The organism is Sphingorhabdus lacus, assembly GCF_009768975.1.
GTDB classification, from domain to species: Bacteria; Pseudomonadota; Alphaproteobacteria; order Sphingomonadales; family Sphingomonadaceae; genus Sphingorhabdus_B; species Sphingorhabdus_B lacus.
Window position 1 is genome coordinate 2,194,125 of sequence record NZ_CP035733.1, and the last position, 18,975, is coordinate 2,213,099.

19 protein-coding genes are annotated in these 18,975 nt (G+C 55.6%); 11 read left to right on the forward strand and 8 right to left on the reverse strand.

Features of this window, described 5'->3' with window-relative positions:
* Positions 1-46 precede the first annotated feature (46 nt).
* Positions 47-1,663, reverse strand: coding sequence for a 1-hydroxycarotenoid 3,4-desaturase CrtD (gene crtD / locus EUU25_RS10290; RefSeq protein WP_158900713.1), 1,617 nt, complete (start codon positions 1,661-1,663; stop codon positions 47-49).
* Positions 1,664-1,677: 14 nt separating this feature from the next.
* On the opposite strand from crtD, the gene EUU25_RS10295 reads away from it, so the two are divergent.
* From EUU25_RS10295 to pufM, 9 genes are all read left to right on the forward strand, one after another.
* Positions 1,678-2,799: a methyltransferase gene (locus EUU25_RS10295; protein WP_158900715.1), complete on the forward strand. Its 1,122-nt coding sequence runs from the start codon at positions 1,678-1,680 to the stop codon at positions 2,797-2,799.
* A 112-nt stretch (positions 2,800-2,911) separates the two neighbouring features.
* A complete protein-coding gene (gene bchC / locus EUU25_RS10300) occupies positions 2,912-3,847 on the forward strand; it encodes a chlorophyll synthesis pathway protein BchC (RefSeq protein WP_158900717.1) in 936 nt (311 codons plus the stop codon).
* Complete coding sequence (locus EUU25_RS10305; RefSeq protein WP_158900719.1) at positions 3,844-4,827, forward strand: chlorophyllide a reductase iron protein subunit X; 984 nt, start codon at positions 3,844-3,846, stop codon at positions 4,825-4,827. The genes bchC and EUU25_RS10305 overlap by 4 nt, the downstream gene beginning before the upstream one ends.
* Before the next feature lie 108 nt (positions 4,828-4,935).
* Positions 4,936-6,372, forward strand: coding sequence for a chlorophyllide a reductase subunit Y (gene bchY / locus EUU25_RS10310; RefSeq protein WP_187351320.1), 1,437 nt, complete (start codon positions 4,936-4,938; stop codon positions 6,370-6,372).
* Positions 6,369-7,814, forward strand: coding sequence for a chlorophyllide a reductase subunit Z (gene bchZ / locus EUU25_RS10315; protein WP_158900723.1), 1,446 nt, complete (start codon positions 6,369-6,371; stop codon positions 7,812-7,814). Before bchY ends, bchZ begins: the two co-directional genes overlap by 4 nt.
* A 127-nt stretch (positions 7,815-7,941) precedes the next feature.
* Entirely contained in the window at positions 7,942-8,169 is a 228-nt protein-coding gene (gene pufB, locus EUU25_RS10320) for a light-harvesting antenna LH1, beta subunit (protein ID WP_158900725.1), read from the forward strand.
* Positions 8,170-8,181: 12 nt separating this feature from the next.
* On the forward strand, positions 8,182-8,391 hold the full coding sequence (pufA, locus tag EUU25_RS10325) for a light-harvesting antenna LH1, alpha subunit (RefSeq protein ID WP_158900727.1): 210 nt from the start codon (positions 8,182-8,184) through the stop codon (positions 8,389-8,391).
* A 107-nt stretch (positions 8,392-8,498) separates the two neighbouring features.
* A complete protein-coding gene (gene pufL / locus EUU25_RS10330) occupies positions 8,499-9,323 on the forward strand; it encodes a photosynthetic reaction center subunit L (protein ID WP_158900729.1) in 825 nt (274 codons plus the stop codon).
* A 16-nt stretch (positions 9,324-9,339) separates the two neighbouring features.
* Complete coding sequence (gene pufM / locus EUU25_RS10335) at positions 9,340-10,266, forward strand: photosynthetic reaction center subunit M (protein ID WP_158900731.1); 927 nt, start codon at positions 9,340-9,342, stop codon at positions 10,264-10,266.
* A gap of 53 nt (positions 10,267-10,319) precedes the next feature.
* On the opposite strand, the gene EUU25_RS10340 is transcribed toward pufM, so the two are convergent.
* The 7 genes from EUU25_RS10340 to EUU25_RS10370 all read right to left on the reverse strand — a co-directional run bounded on the left by EUU25_RS10340 (position 10,320) and on the right by EUU25_RS10370 (position 16,944).
* Positions 10,320-10,571, reverse strand: coding sequence for a hypothetical protein (locus EUU25_RS10340; RefSeq protein ID WP_158900733.1), 252 nt, complete (start codon positions 10,569-10,571; stop codon positions 10,320-10,322).
* On the reverse strand, positions 10,571-11,053 hold the full coding sequence (locus EUU25_RS10345) for a TspO/MBR family protein (RefSeq protein WP_158900735.1): 483 nt from the start codon (positions 11,051-11,053) through the stop codon (positions 10,571-10,573). The genes EUU25_RS10340 and EUU25_RS10345 overlap by 1 nt, the downstream gene beginning before the upstream one ends.
* A gap of 9 nt (positions 11,054-11,062) precedes the next feature.
* Positions 11,063-12,256 (reverse strand): geranylgeranyl diphosphate reductase, encoded by a 1,194-nt coding sequence (locus EUU25_RS10350; protein ID WP_158900736.1) that lies wholly within the window; start codon positions 12,254-12,256, stop codon positions 11,063-11,065.
* Entirely contained in the window at positions 12,253-13,578 is a 1,326-nt protein-coding gene (locus tag EUU25_RS10355; RefSeq protein WP_158900738.1) for a BCD family MFS transporter, read from the reverse strand. The genes EUU25_RS10350 and EUU25_RS10355 overlap by 4 nt, the downstream gene beginning before the upstream one ends.
* The gene (gene chlG / locus EUU25_RS10360) at positions 13,575-14,477 is read right to left on the reverse strand and encodes a chlorophyll synthase ChlG (protein WP_158900740.1); all 903 of its coding nucleotides are present in this window, start codon (positions 14,475-14,477) and stop codon (positions 13,575-13,577) included. The genes EUU25_RS10355 and chlG overlap by 4 nt, the downstream gene beginning before the upstream one ends.
* Positions 14,478-14,564: 87 nt before the next feature.
* Positions 14,565-15,980, reverse strand: coding sequence for a transcriptional regulator PpsR (ppsR, locus tag EUU25_RS10365; protein WP_158900742.1), 1,416 nt, complete (start codon positions 15,978-15,980; stop codon positions 14,565-14,567).
* Positions 15,981-15,996: 16 nt separating this feature from the next.
* Positions 15,997-16,944, reverse strand: coding sequence for a cobalamin B12-binding domain-containing protein (locus tag EUU25_RS10370; RefSeq protein ID WP_158900744.1), 948 nt, complete (start codon positions 16,942-16,944; stop codon positions 15,997-15,999).
* A 275-nt stretch (positions 16,945-17,219) separates the two neighbouring features.
* Between EUU25_RS10370 and bchF the strand changes: the two genes are divergently transcribed.
* Together bchF and EUU25_RS10380 are read left to right on the forward strand one after the other, a co-directional pair.
* Complete coding sequence (bchF, locus tag EUU25_RS10375; RefSeq protein WP_222848785.1) at positions 17,220-17,693, forward strand: 2-vinyl bacteriochlorophyllide hydratase; 474 nt, start codon at positions 17,220-17,222, stop codon at positions 17,691-17,693.
* Complete coding sequence (locus EUU25_RS10380) at positions 17,690-18,973, forward strand: ferredoxin:protochlorophyllide reductase (ATP-dependent) subunit N (protein WP_158900745.1); 1,284 nt, start codon at positions 17,690-17,692, stop codon at positions 18,971-18,973. The genes bchF and EUU25_RS10380 overlap by 4 nt, the downstream gene beginning before the upstream one ends.
* The last annotated feature ends 2 nt before the right edge of the window (positions 18,974-18,975 follow it).

Consider the following 18,975-nt stretch of genomic DNA (forward strand, 5'->3'; position numbering starts at 1 on the left):
TTCTTATAATAGGGCGAGAAAACGCTACCGATAAAGCTGATGATGGTTAGCCCGTAGCGTTCGTCATCACTGAGCGCGTCGATATACCACCAGCGATATCCCTGCGGTGGAACCAGCGTGTCGAAATATGGTCGGACAGCAAGGCTTCGCTCGCCTGCCTCCCCGACAAGGCGGCCATGGGGACCCCAGCGCCCGGATGGGTCGCCCCGCCCGCGCAATAAAGCCCACGGATCGCTGTCCGGCTGCCGGGCCGGAGGAAGGAGGCCGCCCACCCGTGCGAGGCCCGTCCATAAAGGGCTCCACCCGTCGCCGGGAACAGTGTCGCGAATTCCGACGGTGTCACCAGACGGTGCGGCAACGGATTTTCCAGCTCCAACCCGCATGCGCTCAAGCGTGCCAGCATGTTCGATGTGCATGTCTCTCTCTCCTCCGTCGAATAAATATGGTGGTCGCCATTGGCAGGCGCGTTGACAATGACCTGCAATCGCTCACGTCCAAGCTCGTGCGTTTGCCCTGTGCCGCGATCTAACGCGCAGACATACGCGGTTGGCGCACTGGGCGGGCTGCCTGCCCTTATCTCCTGAAATTCGCGCGGATAATCTGGTGAGAAGAATACATTATGGTGATCGAGGGGAAAGCCGCTAGTCTTGCAGTTGGCTAGCCAGACAAGCGCGGATAGGGAACGCGCCGCCACCGGAACCTTACGAACGGCGGGCGTGACGTCATCACCCAGTAAGCCGCTTGCCAGCGCCGCGGGATCCCCGTTGAAGATAATTTTCTCGGTCGCAATTCGTTCGCCACTTGCCAGTTCAACGGCAGTTACGGACTGTTTGTGCACATCGATCCGCGCCACTGGAGTATCGTAACGGAAAACAACTCCCTGCGATTTGGCGAGTTTTTCAAGCGCCGTTGCCAATGCACTCATCCCGCCTTCAATAGCCCACACCCCTTGGGCTTCTACATGGGCGATCAGCATCAATGTGGCAGGGGTTTGAAAGGGCGATGAGCCGCAATAGGTGGTGTAGCGCCCAAAAAGCTGAAGCAACCGCGGATCGTCAAAATGCTCTTTGAGCACCTTCCATAGGCTCTCATAAGGGCGGATATCGATCAGCGCCTTCACGCGCCACAACCCGATCCGCCACATCAAACCGGGAGGGTAAGTTTTGGAATTGTGCAGGAACGGCGTGTCCAATATCTCAAAGATGCGTTTCGCTTCTTTGGTAAAGTTCCGAAAGCCTGCTGCTGCCTTCGCTCCTGCAAATTCGCCGATCGCTTCCATGCTGCGATCGGCGTCAGCATAAAGATCAAGTCGGTCCTCGGGGCCCCATGCATGCCGTGCAAGCCTGTCGGCTTGGTGCAGACGTATATGATCCTCGCTGCGTTCACCGGCCGACTCGAATATGGCATCAATGACAGATCGCATCGTAAACACGGTAGGCCCAGCATCAATGGGTGTACCATCAACCTCCAGTTGACGTACCTTGCCGCCCGGCCTGGATTCCTTTTCTAGGACAGTAACTTTCATGCCGCGCGTGGCGAGCAACACCGCGCTAACGAGGCCGCCTATGCCTGCTCCGATGATAACGGTCGGGCTGCCCTGAATGATGTTGCTGCTCCCTCTTGAAAGTTCCGTTTGACCACAGGCTAACAGAAGTCCAATCATTTGGACAAATATTTATGTCTGAATTTGTCGACAATCTGACTTGGAAGTCCCGATGGGTGTTGCGCCGCAACGCTATTTTGGGGAGTCCCGCCTTTCAACGTTGGGCTTCACGCACGCCATTCATCCGATTGATCGCGCGGCGTCGCGCGGCTGCCCAGTTCGATATGATTGCTGGATTTGTTTATACGCAAATTCTGACCGCCTTTGTCGAAGCCGAACTGATACCCTATCTGCAGAGCGGACTTAGAACCGTGGACGCCATCGTTCAATTTGCCGGGCTGGAGGAAGATGCAACGGTTCGGTTATTGAAAGCTGGCCAATCTCTCAAGATATGCGAGTCGCCCCAGCCCGGCATGTGGACGTTGGGGGAAGCTGGCGCGCCGCTATCGGCGAATAAGGGCGCTATGGCGATGATCAGGCACCATCATCTACTTTATACAGATCTCGCACGACCCTTGGCTCTACTAGGTCAAGGACGGCAGACCGAGACAGCATTGTCGGCCTATTGGACTTATGCGTCCAAAACTGAAAGCGACGCGGGCGCTGAGGGCTATTCTGCGTTGATGGCAGCCACACAACCTATGGTTTCCGAGCAGATCCTGGATGCGTATGACTTCGCCCAACATCGTCGGATACTGGATATCGGCGGCGGATCAGGGGCATTTTCTACGGCCGTAGCTGCGTCGGCATGCCAGCTCAAAATCGGGATATTCGACTTACCCGGCGTGATTGCGGAGGCAGAAAAACGACTCGGGCGCGACTCAATTTCGGCGGACTTCACGCTGCACCCAGGCAGCTTCAAGGAAACGCCGATTCCACAAGGTTATGATTTGATCACGCTTGTCCGGATACTCCATGACCATGATGACGCGGTATGCAGTGCCCTTTTGTCCAAGGTTTATGCGGCTTTACCGTATGGTGGGCGCCTCTTGGTCGTAGAGCCTATGGCTGATACGCCGACTGCCCAACCTATGGGCGAAGCCTATTTTGGCATGTATTTGTGGGCAATGGGTTCCGGTCGTCCGCGTTCAAGTCAAGAGACAAGCGCCATGCTCCGCAACGCCGGGTTCACGACGATAAAACCCGTTAAAACGGCGCTTCCCATCATCACACGCGCCATTGTCGCCATTAAATGACAAAGAACTGTCCAATTTATTTGACAATTAATTATGTTCCGATAATTTGACACCTGACAGAGTCTCTACCCAGCAAAGTGGGGAGAAGAGACCGCAGGAGGATCGGGTAGTCTTGGATAGTTTAGCCATCATTTTTGATGCACCTGGCAGTCTGGAAATGCGCAAAACCGCGCTGACCGCCATGGGTTGTGATGATGTGCTCGTCGAAATCCATTACAGCGGTATCAGCACCGGCACCGAAAAGCTCTTGTGGACTGGCCAGATGCCGAGCTTTCCCGGAATGGGGTACCCTTTAGTGCCTGGATATGAGTCGGTCGGACGAATCGTTGATGCGGGACCCGACCACCAGAACCGGATGGGCGAATGGGTCTTCGTTCCCGGTGCGAGTTGTTATCGCGACGCACGGGGCCTTTTTGGTGGTGCAGCCCGGACCCTGATCGTAGCCTCGGCACGCGCCATGCCCATCAAGGAAGAATTGGCAGAAAAGGGCATATTATATGCACTGGCGGCGACCGCCCTTCATGCTATCTGCCACGGAGAATTGCCGCAGCTGATAATCGGCCATGGCATTTTGGGTCGCCTTTTGGCACGACTTACTTTGGCCGCCGGCGCTCCAGCACCTATTGTGTGGGACACCAACCCAGCGCGCCAGAATGGCGCACAAGGTTATCGCGTTATACACCCCGATGCAGATGAGCGTCGCGACTATCGCCATATATATGATGTCAGCGGTGATGCTTCTTCCATCAATGCGTTCATGGGCCGACTGGCAAAGGGTGGCGAATTGGTTTTGGCCGGTTTCTATAGCCAGCCTATCAGCTTCGCCTTTCCATTGGCGTTTCAAAAAGAAGCCCGGCTCCGTGTCGCTGCCGAATGGCAACCGGAAGACCTGTCCTCTGTCCACGCGTTGATAGAAACAGGTGCGCTGGATCTCTCAGAACTCATCACAAATATTTCGTCCGCTTCGAACGCGCGCGATGCCTACCCCGAAGCCTTTAAAAACCCCGACTGCCTGAAAATGGTTCTCGATTGGAGAGAATGCGAATGACGATGCTCGACATAGATGCCTTGCGTCAAGAGGCCGCCATTGAACCCGATCCGGTTCCCCAGGGCGAGGTAAAGAAGGAAACGCAGATTATTGCGATCTACGGTAAGGGCGGCTCGGGTAAAAGTTTTGCGCTGTCAAACCTGAGCTACATGATGGCGCAGCAAGGCAAGCGCGTATTGCTGATTGGATGTGATCCGAAATCCGATACGACGTCGCTGCTGTTCGGCGGGAAAAGCTGCCCTACCATTATCGAGACATCAAGCGCCAAGAAACTGGCCGGTGAAGAAGTTGGCATCGAAGATGTCTGCTTCCAACGCGATGGTGTCTTCGCAATGGAGCTTGGTGGGCCGGAAGTAGGCCGCGGCTGCGGTGGGCGTGGAATTATCCATGGTTTCGAGCTTCTGGAAAAACTCGGCTTCCATGATTGGGGCTTCGATTATGTCTTGCTTGATTTCTTGGGAGATGTCGTCTGCGGCGGCTTCGGCCTGCCCATTGCACGGGATATGTGCCAGAAGGTGATCGTTGTCGGGTCTAATGACCTACAATCGCTTTATGTCGCCAACAATGTCTGCAAGGCGGTCGAATATTTCCGCAAGATGGGCGGTAATGTCGGCGTTGCAGGCATGATCATCAACAAGGATGATGGCACCGGTGAAGCTCAGGCATTTGCCAATGCGGTCGATATTCCTGTCCTTATTTCCATTCCTGCTAACGAAGATATCCGCCGTAAGTCCGCCAACTACCAAATCATCGGCACACCCGACAGCGAGTGGGGCAGCCTGTTTGCAGAGCTCGCCGAAAATGTCGCCATTGCACCGCCACAGCAACCCAAGCCCTTGGAGCAAGACGGACTTCTCGGTCTTTTCTCCCCCGACGAAGTTGGCGGCGGCGTGCAGCTCGTTCCTGCTACCCAGGCTGATATGCGCGGGGGAACCTATGAGCAGAAACCATCACTCGAAGTGATTTATGACGAGGTCTGATGCGTGACTGAACTAACCCCCCTTACCGGAAATGCACGTGCACCAGATCGCATAGATCTGTCTGCCGAGCCGGAGACGGGTGCAGGATGTCATGGCGGTAAAGACACCATGATCGAAGCCGCCAAAAAGGCTGGCAAGACCGAGATATTGGACCAATATGCCCAGGACTATCCCTTGGGTCCTCATGACCAACCTCAATCCATGTGCCCTGCTTTCGGCTCGCTGCGCGTTGGACTTCGTATGAGGCGTACAGCAACAATCCTGTCGGGATCGGCGTGCTGCGTTTACGGCCTAACGTTCACATCGCACTTTTACGGCGCCCGCCGGAGCGTCGGTTATGTACCATTCAGTTCGGAAACCCTGGTCACAGGAAAATTATTCGAAGATATCAAAGAGGCTGTCGAACAGATGGCCAACCCTGAAAAATATGACACCATCGTCGTCACCAATCTGTGTGTGCCGACTGCGAGCGGCGTGCCGTTAAGGCTGCTGCCCGATTCTCTAAATGGTGTCCGCGTGATCGGCATTGATGTGCCGGGCTTCGGCATCCCAACCCATGCCGAAGCCAAAGATGTCCTCGCTGGGGCAATGTTGAAATATGCCCGCGAAGAGGCAGAACAAGGTCCGGTAGCCGCGCCCTCGGCGCTGCCGGACCGCCCGTCGGTAACCTTGTTGGGAGAAATGTTTCCCGCCGACCCCATGGGCATAGCGCATATGCTGGAACCCTTGGGTTTGGCAGCAGGCCCCGTCGTACCAACACGTGAATGGCGCGAACTCTATGCTGCGCTTGATGGCGCGGTTATCGCCGCAATCCATCCGTTCTACACCGCAAGTGTACGTGAATTTGAAGCCGCGGGTCGCAAAGTCGTTGGTTCCGCGCCCGTCGGGCGCGATGGAACGGCGGCGTGGCTGAAGTCGATCGGCGAAGCAACCGGTGCAAGCGCCGAACAAATTGCCGTTGCTCAAAATACGATTCTACCGGCAATCCAAGGAGCGCTCGCTGCCAAACCGATTAAGGGCCGCATTACCGTTTCTGGCTACGAAGGTTCCGAATTGCTTGTCGCGCGGTTGCTGATCGAGAGCGGCGCGGATGTGCCTTATGTGGGAACCGCTTGCCCTCAGACAAAATGGTCTGAACCCGACCGCGAATGGCTGGAGGCCAAAGGCGTCCGTGTTAAATATCGTGCCAGTCTTGAACAGGATATCGCAGCGGTCGAAGAGTACGGTCCCGATCTTGCGATCGGCACCACACCGGTTGTCCAGCACGCCAAGGCGAAAGCGATTCCGGCGCTCTATTTCACCAATCTGATTTCTGCACGCCCCCTCATGGGACCGGGGGGGGCGGGGAGTTTGGCTCAGGTTGTCAACATGGCAATCAACAACCGTGTGCGCTTTGACAAGATGCAGGAATTTTTCGACGGTGTCGGCGAAGGCTATACCGGCGGCATCTGGGAAGACACACCCACCGACCGGCCGAAGTTCAAAGCGAAATATGCCGCACAAAACGCATTAGCCGCCAAAGCGGCGGAGGCGATCGGCTCGTGACGCTTATTCTCGATCATGATCGCGCAGGCGGATACTGGGGCGCTGTTTACGCATTTACTGCCGTCAAAGGCCTGCAAGTCATCATCGACGGCCCGGTGGGCTGCGAGAATTTACCTGTAACTTCGGTGCTGCACTATACCGACGGCCTCCCCCCGCATGAACTGCCTATCGTGGTGACAGGCCTCGGCGAAGAAGAGCTTGGCAAAACGGGTACCGAAGGCGCGATGCGCCGTGCCTGGCGGTCACTCGATCCCGACCTGCCGGCGGTTGTGGTAACCGGGTCGATAGCCGAAATGATCGGCGGTGGTGTTACGCCCGAAGGCACGAACATCAAACGGTTCCTGCCCCGCACCATCGATGAAGATCAATGGCAGTCGGAAGACCGGGCCCTGTCGTGGCTCTGGACCGAATTTGGCCCCAAAAAGGTTCACGCCCCCTCGATATTGAAAGAAGGCGAGAAGCCCAAGGTCAACATCATCGGGCCTTCCTATGGCATGTTCAACATGCCGTCCGACCTCGCGGAAATACGCCGCCTCGTGGAAGGCATTGGCGGCGAAGTGAACCTGGTGTTCCCACTGGGGACACACCTTGCGGATATTCACAAGCTGGCGCACGCATCGGTCAACATTTGCATGTACCGTGAATTCGGCCGCAACCTGTGCGAACTGCTTGAGCGTCCCTATCTGCAGGCTCCGGTCGGCCTCGATTCCACGACCAAATTCTTGCGGCAGTTGGGCGAATTGACGGGCCTTGATCCCGAACCCTTTATCGTAAAAGAAAAGCATACGACCATCAAACCCTTGTGGGATTTGTGGCGTTCGGTGACGCAGGATTTCTTCGGCACCGCCAGCTTCGGCATTGTTGCAAACGACACCTACGCCCGGGGCATCCGGAAATTCCTTGAAGACGATATGGGCCTGCCCTGTCATTTTGCCTTCGGTCGCAAGGCCGGCGTCAAGACCGACAATCACGCCGTCCGCGATGCGATTGCCGCCAATCCGCCGCTAGTCGTTTTCGGTAGCTATAACGAACGCATGTATATGGCCGAATGTGGCGCGCGCGGCATTTTCATTCCCGCATCCTTCCCCGGCGCGGCGATCCGCCGCCATACCGGAACCCCCTATATGGGCTATTCCGGTGCAACTTATCTGATCCAGGAAGTGTGCAATGCGTTGTTCGACGCGCTGTTTCATATCCTGCCGCTGTCTACCCAAATGGATGCAGGCGCAGCCACCCCTTCCCGGCGTGAAGCCGCGCTGCGCTGGGACCGTGACGCAAAAGAGAAACTGGATGCCATCGTAGAGGCGCAACCCGTCCTCGTGCGCATCTCGGCCGCCAAGAATTTGCGCGATGCGGCCGAACGTGGCGCACGCCATGCAGGTGAAGACCATGTTTCAGCCGACCGGCTTGCGGCGGCTATGCTTGAAGGAGCCGGCGTATGATCCGCTCCATTTATTCATCCGGTACTGACCGGATGTCCGAAACCTTGGCAGCGTCAGGTGCTGCAAGGCAACCGCCCGGGAGAGGTGCGTGGTGCAACTCGATTGGGGCTAATATGGAGAAGGGAATATGAGCGATAACGAACGCTTTGGCCCGGGGGCATATCTGACCCCGGAAGAAGCCAAGGAATTTCACAAAATGTTTGTGAGCAGCTTCATCATTTTCACCATTATCGCGATTGTCGCGCATATATTGGTGTGGAGTTGGAGGCCGTGGTTCCCCAGCGTTAATGGCTACGCCATGCTGGAAGACACCATGCAGCTTGCAAGCGCAACCATCATGACATTTTTAGCATAAGGAGGCGGTACCATGTGGAGACTTTGGTTAATCTTCGATCCGCGCAGGACACTCGTTGCTTTGGCAATTTTCCTGTTCGTCTTGGCACTGCTGATCCACTTCATCCTGTTGAGCACTGATCGCTTCAACTGGATCGAAGGTCCAGCGGTCGCACCGGCAGCGGCTGTAGCAGCTCCTGCTGCGGCTCCGGCGGCAGCGCCGGCTGCTGCACCGGCTAGCTGACCTGAACCCAAGCCCCAACGAGGTTCGTGGCGCACACGCACCACGGACCTCCCGGGACAAAATATCTTAATCAGGTGGTCCACCGCACAGGTGGCAGGGGAAGTGCTATGTCGCTGTTGAGTTTTGAAAGAAAATACCGTGTTCGCGGTGGAACGCTGATCGGCGGGGATCTGTTCGATTTCTGGATCGGGCCTTTCTATGTCGGATTCTTCGGCGTTATCTCAGCGATATGCGCAATATTGGGAACGGCATTGATATTCTATGCCGCTTCTTTGGGCCCGACGTGGAACCCGTGGCTCATTTCGATTAATCCGCCTGATATCAAATATGGTCTGGGGCTCGCCCCCTTGAAAGAAGGCGGGTTCTGGCAAATCATCACAATGTGCGCGACGGGCGCCTTTGTGTCCTGGGCGTTACGCGAAGTCGAAATCTGCCGAAAGCTGGGCATGGGCTATCATGTTCCGATTGCCTTCGGCTTTGCCATTTTGGCTTATGTGACGCTTGTTGTCTTCCGGCCGTTCCTGTTGGGCGCCTGGGGCTATGGCTTTCCCTATGGAATTTTCAGCCACCTCGATTGGGTGTCGAACACCGGGTATCAATATGTGAACTTCCATTATAATCCGGCGCATATGATCGCGGTGTCGTTCTTCTTTACGACCTGCTTTGCACTCGCTTTGCATGGTGCCTTGATCCTTTCCGCGGTTAATCCGAAAAAGGGCGAGAACGTCAAAACGCCGGAATATGAAGATACATTTTTCCGCGATTTCATCGGTTATTCGGTCGGCACGATCGGCATCCACCGTCTCGGACTATTCCTCGCGCTGAGCGCAGGGTTCTGGAGCGCGGTGTGCATTATCATAGCCGGACCTCTTTATGCGGGCGGCTGGCCCGAATGGTGGGAATGGTGGCGCAACATTCCAATCTGGTCTTGAGCGAAGGGGTAAAGAAATGGCACGTTATCAAAACATATTTACCCAGGTTCAACTGGTGCACGCCCCCGAAATGGGCATGCCCCTTCCCGCCCGGGACGAACCCCGCATTGCGCTGACAGGCGCAAGCTACTGGATGGGCAAATTCGGTCAGGCCCAGATTGGCCCGATCTATCTCGGCTGGCTTGGTCTTGCCTCGTTGCTCTTCGGCTTTTTCGCCATCGAGATAATCGGGCTCAACATGGCAGCCTCTGTAAACTGGGATCCGGTTGAATTCGTTCGCCAGTTCTTCTGGTTGACGTTGAACCCTCCGGGACCAGAGCATGGTTTCTCGCCCTTCGTCCCGCTTAAAGAAGGTGGCTGGTGGATATTGGCCGGCTTTTTCCTGACCCTTTCCATCCTCCTGTGGTGGGCGCGTGGATATCGCCGGGCACGGGCATTGGGGATGGGTACGCATGTATCCTGGGCCTTTGCCGCGGCAATCTGGCTGTTCCTGGTGCTTGGCTTTATCCGTCCCTTTTTCATGGGGAGCTGGGCTGAGGCAGTTCCGTTCGGAATCTTCTCGCATCTGGAATGGACGAACAATTTCTCGCTGCAATATGGCAACCTGTTCTACAATCCGTTCCACGCACTTTCGATTGTGTTCCTCTACGGGTCCGCCCTGTTGTTCGCAATGCATGGCGCGACCATCCTGGCGGTGGGTCGTTACGGCGGCGAGCGCGAGTTGGAGCAGATCACAGACCGTGGCACCGCTTCGGAGCGGGCAGCGCTTTTCTGGAGATGGACAATGGGCTTCAACGCCACGATGGAATCAATCCATCGCTGGGCTTGGTGGTTCGCCGTGCTCTGCCCGTTGACCGGTGGTATCGGTATCCTGCTGACCGGAACGGTCGTCGACAACTGGTATCTTTGGGCTATCGAACATGGATATGCGCCGGAATATTAAAGGCGCAGTTCACAGACTTTTCAAAAAACCCGGTCTTCAACGACCGGGTTTTTTTATTTGCCCATGCGCCGTTGTCGAAGATCAAAAATATGGACCGGGAACGCCAGCGCCAAGGGTATCGAAATATAGGGCCAAGCCATTCCCGTCAGAGCGGACCGCAACGCGATCATCATCAATACGGCCGGTAGCAGAGCAGATCCGATGGATATCCAGCTGCCCCCACGGTACTTCAGCCAAATCGCTTCAATCGCCAAGACAGCCAGTACGACGTCCACCGCACGACCGCTGGCGAAGAATTCGTCCATCAGCCAAAGGGGCCGTTTAGCTGTACAACCTGATAATTCAGAAGTCCCGCAGTGGTCACCCAGACCAGATAGGGGACCAGAAGCAAAGCCGACCATTTGGAAAAGCGTCCGCAAAAAACGATCAGGACGATGATCGATACCCACAACGCGACCAATTCATAAAGCGCGATATCAGGGCGTTCCATCCGAAAGAAGATGAAGCTCCATGCCAAATTCAGAAAGCCGTTCAGGGCAAAGAGACCGAGGCTAATCTCGGTATCCCGGCGCGTCGGCGCCTTTTCCCAAGCAAGGACGCCAGATACGGCGATCATTGCGAAAATTGCGGTCCAGATAACGCCGAACATATAATCGGGCGGTGCCCAATCCGGCTGCTGAAGGGAGTAATACCAGCTGTCCAAAACGGTAATGGTACTGCCGACAATTGCGGTCACTATTGCCAATGTACCCGCTATCAGTATCGGGAATAATCCGGCTCTTGTCATGATAAGATATTATCTCTCTACCGCCCTCAACCCGAACAGATGACCCAAATCCTTGAAGAATATCCGGACATGCGCCATCGGATCGCGCCTGACCAGTTGTTTGTTCATATAGGCTTCCCATGTCAAGCGTTGCACATCGGGGTCTTCGCACATCTTGACGAAGCGTTCGCGCCGTTTGTCATTCTTGTACCAGAAATATTGCATGATACCCAGAATCCAGAACACCCGGCCGTGCGCCTTCATAAAGGATTTCCGCGCTTTCCCGAGTGCACGGGCGTCGCCGCTCATCAAATAAGAGGCAACCGCATCGGCACCCATACGGCCGGCGGTCATCGCATAATAAATACCCTCACCTGACGAAGGCGCCACAACGCCTGCAGCATCGCCCGCAACAACGACATTCCGGCCATTGTCCCATCGCTTGAGTGGTTTCAAAGGTATCGGCGCGCCTTCTTTGCGGATCGTCTTCCAATGGGAAAGACCGGTTTGCTCCCGCATCAAGCGCGTGGTGTCGCGCAGCGGAAAGCCTTTGTCCGCGCTGCCAAGCCCGATGCTGGCTGTCTTACCGTGCGGGAATATCCACGCGTAAAAGTCCGGCGATAAATGGCCTTGATAATAGACGTCGCATCGTGTGGCGTCATAGTCTTCAGTGATTTCGTCAGGCACTTCGACCACTTCATGATAGGCAAATACGCACGGGACATCGCCGGCATTTTTGATGCACTGCCGCGCGATCTGGGAGCGCGCACCGTCTGCGCCAATTACGGCGCGGGCGGTTACGGTCTGCAAAGGTGCGTTGCGATCGGCACGATATGATAATCGAGCGATAGATTGGCTATCGTCCACTGCCTCGCATTTTCCGGTGACCCGGGTCGCCCCCGCATCTGCCGCCCGGTTACGCAGCCATTCATCGAAGCTGTCGCGATCGACCATACCGACGAAGCCGTCGCCGACAGGCATAACGACCTTTTTGTTCGAAGGTGCAATGATACGCGCGGATTTAGCATGCGCGACGAGCAGCGTCTGCGGAATGTCAAAATCCTTAAGCAAGCGGGGCGGCACGGCACCGCCGCAGGGTTTGATACGCCCAGCCTTGTCGAGCAGCATCACATTATATCCGGCACAGGCCAGATCATGTGCGGCTGTCGCTCCGGATGGGCCGCCACCTACGACGATGACATCAAAATCGGCTTCGGCTTTCATATCTGCACCGCCTTTCCATTCAATTCCCGGCGCGCCATCGACGTGCCGGTGGCAACCAATGCCGCAAGGATGAACATCGCCCCTTCGACAACGAACACGATCTGGAACGCATTGCTATCGTCGGCCATGGTCCCGCGTAACAGGTCGACAATGATGGCACCCAACAGGCCACCTGCACCGAAAGCGATGGCTTGGGCTGCTCCCCAGACTCCCATCCGCGCACCCTCGCCTGATGAAGATCCGTCGCTTGCGAGTCCGAGCATTGCGCCCACGGCAGCAACCGCAAATATTCCGTTGGCAACACCAAGCCCGAAGACATTGGCCTTCAAGGGCCAGGCAGGACCGACCGCGGCGGCGATGGAAAGCGCGCCCAACATAACAGCGGAACTGAGGCACCCGATGATGATCCAGAGCTTTTCATTCCGGCCAAAATATTTGGCATATAGGCTTCCGCCTAAACCGGCGACCAGCATGCCCAGCAATATTCCACTATGCTGTACGCCCGCCAGTTGCGTGGACTCACCCGGTGTCATGCCGAAAATAAAGCCCGCAAAAGGTTCAAGGATAAGATCCTGCATGCTGTAGGCCAGCATCGAAATGAACACAAAATAGGTGAAGCGTCGTGCCTGCTGATCTTGACTAATATCTTTCAGCACCTCGGTGAAATTGGCTTTTGTTTCGGAATTTTTGCCCTGTTTGACCGGCAAACTATTTCGTTCCAATCCGCGCTGCGCCAACATGGCGACGCAAAAGGCTACGAGCACGACCATGCTGGTTACAATCGCAAGTCGAGCCTCGCTAAATGGATCCAGAAATGAGCCGGAGACGCCCGCCGCAACGACAATTCCGGCGACCATCATTGTCCAGCTAATCGCTGCCGCCGCTGGTTTTCGTTCCACAGCCACGCGCGAAGCCAACAGCGCGAGCAAGGCGGTACCGGCCATTCCGACGCCCAAGCCGATCAGGCTGAACCCAAGGAAAGCCAGAATGATTGCGAAAATCCCTGCACCCGCCATCATGATCGTGGCATCCACCGCGATCAGCGTACCGAGCGCCAAAATGCCCATGCCTGCCATTATCCAGCTGCTGCGCTTTTCCGATCGATCGGATTTATGCCCCCAAAGCGGCCTGCTCAATTGAACGGCATAGTGCCAGGCAACAAGTCCGGCCGGGACCGCAGCGGCGATTGCGAATTCCACGACCATTACGCGATTGAGAAGTGAGGTTGCCAGCATGACCATGGCGCCGATGGCTGCCTGGACCGTTCCCAACCGGACAACCCCGAACCAGCCAATGCCGGTTCCTGCTGCGTATGGCGTCATATATATCCTCCCAAACCGAGTGCAGCCGCCAACATGCCGAATACATAAAGCGAAACACCGGTTGCGTTGTACCAGGGTGCCAGTTTTGCAGGGTTGCGGACCAACCGGGCCATCAGGCCAATTTGAACGGCGCAAAACAGACCTACGATCGCCGCCGACAGCATCAAATTGTTCCAAAGCAACAGGGCGATGACCGCGAACTGGGCAATCGCCATGACGGCACATGCAAAAAGGGCGGCGCCGCGTACCCCCATCGTGACGGGTAAGGAACGCAGCCCGGTCGCCCGATCGCCTTCGACCGCTTTGAAATCGTTCAGCGTCATAATGCCATGTGCGCCTAGGCTATATAGCAGCAATATCAGCAGAACCGTCGTGGATGGCAAACCGCCCAGCATGACCGCGGCGCCTGTAAACCAGGACAGGCCTTCGTAGCTGAGCGCGCACACCAGCGGGCCAATCCAGCCGCTCTTCTTGAAGCGGAAAGGTGCCGAACTATAGGCCCAGCCGCAAAACAGAGCGACAATGGTCGCCACGAAAACCCAAAGCCCCAAAAAGGCCGCAACAGCGAGAGACAGGGCTGCACCCATCAGGGCGATCCGTACGGGCCAGCGCCCGGGGACTCGACCGGACGGGATAGGGCGATCGGGCTCGTTGATCGCGTCGACATAGCGATCGCACCAGTCGTTGATGACCTGGCTTGTGCCGCAGACAATCGGTCCCGTGAGTGCTATTCCGGCCACCAGAAACATCCAGTTGTCGGCAATCGAAACGCCCGATGACACGACGCCACACATGAACGCCCACATGGGTGGAAACCAGGTTACCGGCTTGGTTAGTTCAACAACATCGCGAAGCGCGGGAGCGCGGGTAAATTCAGCGGAAATTGCCGATTCTGACATAGGCCGAGGCTATGTGAGAAGATCTGGACTGTCAAATTATTTGGACAGCAAATATGTCAAGAATGATGGATTTTCGCTAAAGCGAAATCAATCCTTGCCGATGAGGTTGCCGAGGCCATGGCGGTGTAGTTTGGAATACAGGCTCTGCCGGCTCAATCCCAATATTTCGGCTGCGGACGCGCGGTTATCGGCCGTGTGGACGAGCGCCGCCTCGATACACATGCGCTCGATCAGGTCCGTACTTTCACGGACGATTTCTTTAAGCGTTTTGCGGCCCACCAGCTCGGTCAACTGCTCCACAGACCGCGGGAAATCCTTGCCTGTTTGGGGGAGGTCCCGCTCACGACGGCCGATGCTGCGCACAGAATAGCCGAAGAGGGGTTGTTCGCGTTCGATCATGATGGCCGAAATTTCGACAGGCTCTTCCCCGCCATTCAGATCGTTGATGATGGAGCTGAAATTCCGGACATTCTGATAATCCTTGAGCTGCTTTTTGAGCAACCCGAGATCGACGTCCGGCCGACCGATGAAGCGGTTCAGGGATATTCCCAAAAGCTGCTCAACAGATCCTGCCTGCACCAGTTCTGCAAATGCCCTGTTGGCAACGATGATAGCCTGCTTTTCGTCTGCGAGCACAAAGGCGTCAGGCATTTTTTCAACGACATCAAGCACATATTGGTCGGATTGCTTGCTGGGCACTTCATGCAGCCCGTCGTCAATGTTGATCAGCCAATATTGCTTGCCTGACTGACGAAATGCGGATGCCGCGATCTGGACAAATCCGGTGCGTCCCGCAAGGCGAACACTGACCGGCGGAGTCGCGCTGTTCACCGAGATGGCGCCGATATAGGCAATAACATCGTCCCGGAATTCGCGCTCGACAATCGACAACATGCCCTTGCCTTCAAGCGACCCCGCAGCCGCGCTCATCAGCGCATGGCAAGCACGATTAGCCTGTTGAATTTCATATGTGTCGGCATCCGCGATCAATACGGGATAGGAAATATTGTCAAAAAGGAGCCGGTAGCGCGTTTCCGTTTGCCGCAGGTGCAGATAGTCGCGCTCCATCGACTGCTGCGTCTTCAACAAGCGTTGTTGCAGCGCGGATACTGACCGCAAATCACGGCCGACGGCGATATGCCAGGTACCGTTCTCGGGCTTTATGACTTGATAATTGATGGGAATAGATTCCCCATCATGGTCGTGGTTGACTTGCCGCCAAATATTGTCGGTTGCCACCGATCCATCAAGCAACTGCCGTATTTTTGGCTGGCTTTCGACCGTCACCGTGTCGATCCATTTCTGACCGATCCACTTATGTGCAAAACCGTGGTCGCGCACATTGACAGCAATGTCCCGCACGATCGAATTTTCATCAATCGCAAGCATGAAATCGCCCGCGCAATAGGCGAGTCTTATGATGTCGTTTTTCGTGAATCCTTCGAACATCGAGTCAGGATCACTAAAAGGAATCTGGTCACCATTGGCTGACTCAAAGCTCATCGAACGGACCAGTTTCCTAAGTTAGGTTGTCAAAACATTCCACTTTAACCGGCACAAGACGATCTGCCAGCGCAACCGCAGAGAGCGCATCAATTGCAGTTGCATCTGCACCGCATTCCGCAACCAATTCAGGTTGTTCGTTGATGACGGGCCCGCCAACCATAATTCGGATGTGCGGATTGCTAGATACAGCTTTAATCGCGCTGACCAAACTGCTGAGCGTGCCCCTAGAGCAATCGCAACTGATCGTCAATCCGATCAGGTCGTAGTGATGTTTTGCAAATTTTCCAACCAGTTCCGATTGGGTCGGTTCGATGAGTACATCCGTATCCCAACCTGCACGTTGGAAACATTCGGCGACCATTAAAGTCCCGAAACTATGGCTATCCCCCGGCATTGCGGAAAAGAGTGCGGAACGCTGTCCTTGGCCAGGCCGCGACTTGGGAGGAATGCGTGTGGTCAATTCACGAAGTATCTCTTGGATGCGCCATAAGCCCATGGTCACGCCGACGAAGTCCTGGCTGTCTTCCGTCCAATACTCCCCAAGACGGCGTGCGGCTGGTGCAAGCAATTCAACATAGAGAGTTTCAACCGAACTGCCATTTGCCAACTGCTGCTCTATAAAGTCGAGCAACGCATGCGCGTCTTCGCTCACCGAAAGTCGGGCAAAATTCTCGACATCGACATCCGATATCGCGCGTCGGCTTGGCAATTGAGGTGCATCAAAGAGGCGCTGAAATTCGATCCGGTCGCTTCGGATATCGCGGTCCGCAATCAATTTTGGAATAACCAGATTTTCAAGGAGTAGAGACAGATCAAAATCCTCTCCAGAACCATGAGCCAGTCTAAAACTGGTTTCTTGAGATTTGGCACTCTCCAAATCTTCAGTTTTTGAATTCTTCCGGTTCCATCGCCAGTCGTCCAATTTAGACTTTAGTTCTGAAATTCCAAAAACGGTGGCCATATATGCAGACTCCCCTAACAAGTCTGGTCGGCGTGGCATAACGTCGGCCTCATGGATGCCTATGTCACCTCATGCGAATCGGAGCGTATAGTATAATTTACATGGTAGCAAACATTCTCGTGTCACTTTTTTTAGACGTCTAAAAAACTTGACACTTTTGCGATTCTCTCCTTAACTTGGGCCATTCCAACAAGGGAGGATGTGATCTGTCTTTAAGCAGACATATTGAATCGGAAGAGGAGTTCGCGATAGCAGCCCAAAAGGCCGCTTCTGGCATGAAAATGCCCCTTTATACCGATGCCCAGAGAAAGCGTCGCGACGAGTCGCCATGGACGTTGGTTCAAGGGCTTTTGGCACCCGTACAATTTGTTGTTTTCGGCATCAGCCTTTGTCTCGTCATCCGCTTTCTGATCACAGGAGAGGGCGAAAGCGCGGCAGAGACATCCATCCTTCTCAAGACGCTTATACTTTACACGATCATGATTACCGGATCGATCTGGGAGAAGGTCGTATTCGACGAGTGGCTTTTTGCGAAACCCTTCTTCTGGGAAGATGTTTTCAGCATGGCGGTTTTGGCGCTGCACACCGCGTATGTCTTGATGCTGTTCAATGATTGGGGCTCGTCGCAAGACCGCATGTATGTCGCGCTTGCGGCTTACGCCACGTACATCATAAATGCGGGCCAGTTTCTCTATAAACTGCGCATGGCACGGCTTGAGGCCTCTCCAGGTCTGGCCGTAAGCTCATGAACGCACCGGCTCCTCTGACCGCTCACCGGACCGAGGATTGCGCACCTGTCCTGAAAGAACGCGGTCAACGGGAAGTATTCTGCGGACTGACAGGGATTATCTGGCTTCACCGCAAGATGCAGGACGCCTTCTTCCTGGTCGTAGGTTCACGCACCTGCGCCCATTTGCTGCAATCGGCAGCAGGCGTCATGATCTTTGCCGAACCCCGCTTTGCAACCGCCATCATGGAAGAGCGTGACCTAGCGGGTCTGGCGGACGCCAATGTCGAGTTGGACCGGATCGTGGACCAACTGCTCGCACGGCGCCCGGAAATCAAAACATTGTTCCTCGTTGGAAGCTGCCCATCCGAAGTTATCAAGCTTGACCTGTCCAAGGCTGCGCAACGCTTGGGGGCAAAGCATGCACCACAGGTCCGCATATTGAACTATTCGGGCAGCGGCATTGAAACGACTTTTACCGAAGGCGAAGATGCCTGCCTTGCATCGCTGGTTCCAGTGATGCCGACATTGCCGAAGGATGCACCGAAAAATCTGATTATCGTCGGTTCGCTGCCGGATATCGTAGAGGACCAGTTCCGCCGTCTCTTCAGCGAACTTGGAATAGAGCAGGTAGCAAGCTTGCCAGAGCGCGCGGTTGCAAATTTACCGGGTATCGGACCCAACACCCGCTTCCTGCTTGCCCAGCCCTTTTTAGGAGATACCGCGCAAGCTTTAGAGGAGCGCGGAGCGGTTCGTCTGGACGCTTTGTTTCCCTTTGGTGTCGAAGGTACAACAAGCTGGCTGCATGCCGCTGCCGCCGAATTTGGGATCGACGACACGCATTTCGAACACACTCTGCATCCCTATCAGGAGCGCGCAATCAAGGCGCTCGCCCATCAGCGTGAACGCCTTCAAGGCCGCACTATTTTCTTCATGCCGGATTCGCAATTGGAAGTGCCTCTGGCACGCTTCCTGGCAAATGAGCTCGGCATGCACCTGATAGAGGTCGGAACGCCCTATCTACACCGGCGTCATCTGGCGCAAGAACTCGCCGCGCTGCCGCCCGCGATATTGCTGAGTGAAGGCCAGGATGTAGACCGGCAACTCGACCGCGTCCGCGCAGCTAAGCCCGATCTAACCGTATGTGGACTTGGCCTGGCCAATCCACTGGAAGCCGAGGGCCTGTCCACAAAATGGGCGATCGAGCTGGTGTTCTCGCCCATCCACGGATTTGACCAAGCTGGCGATCTTGCCGAACTGTTCGCACGGCCGTTGCGCCGCCGCGACGTGCTGAGGGTATAGGC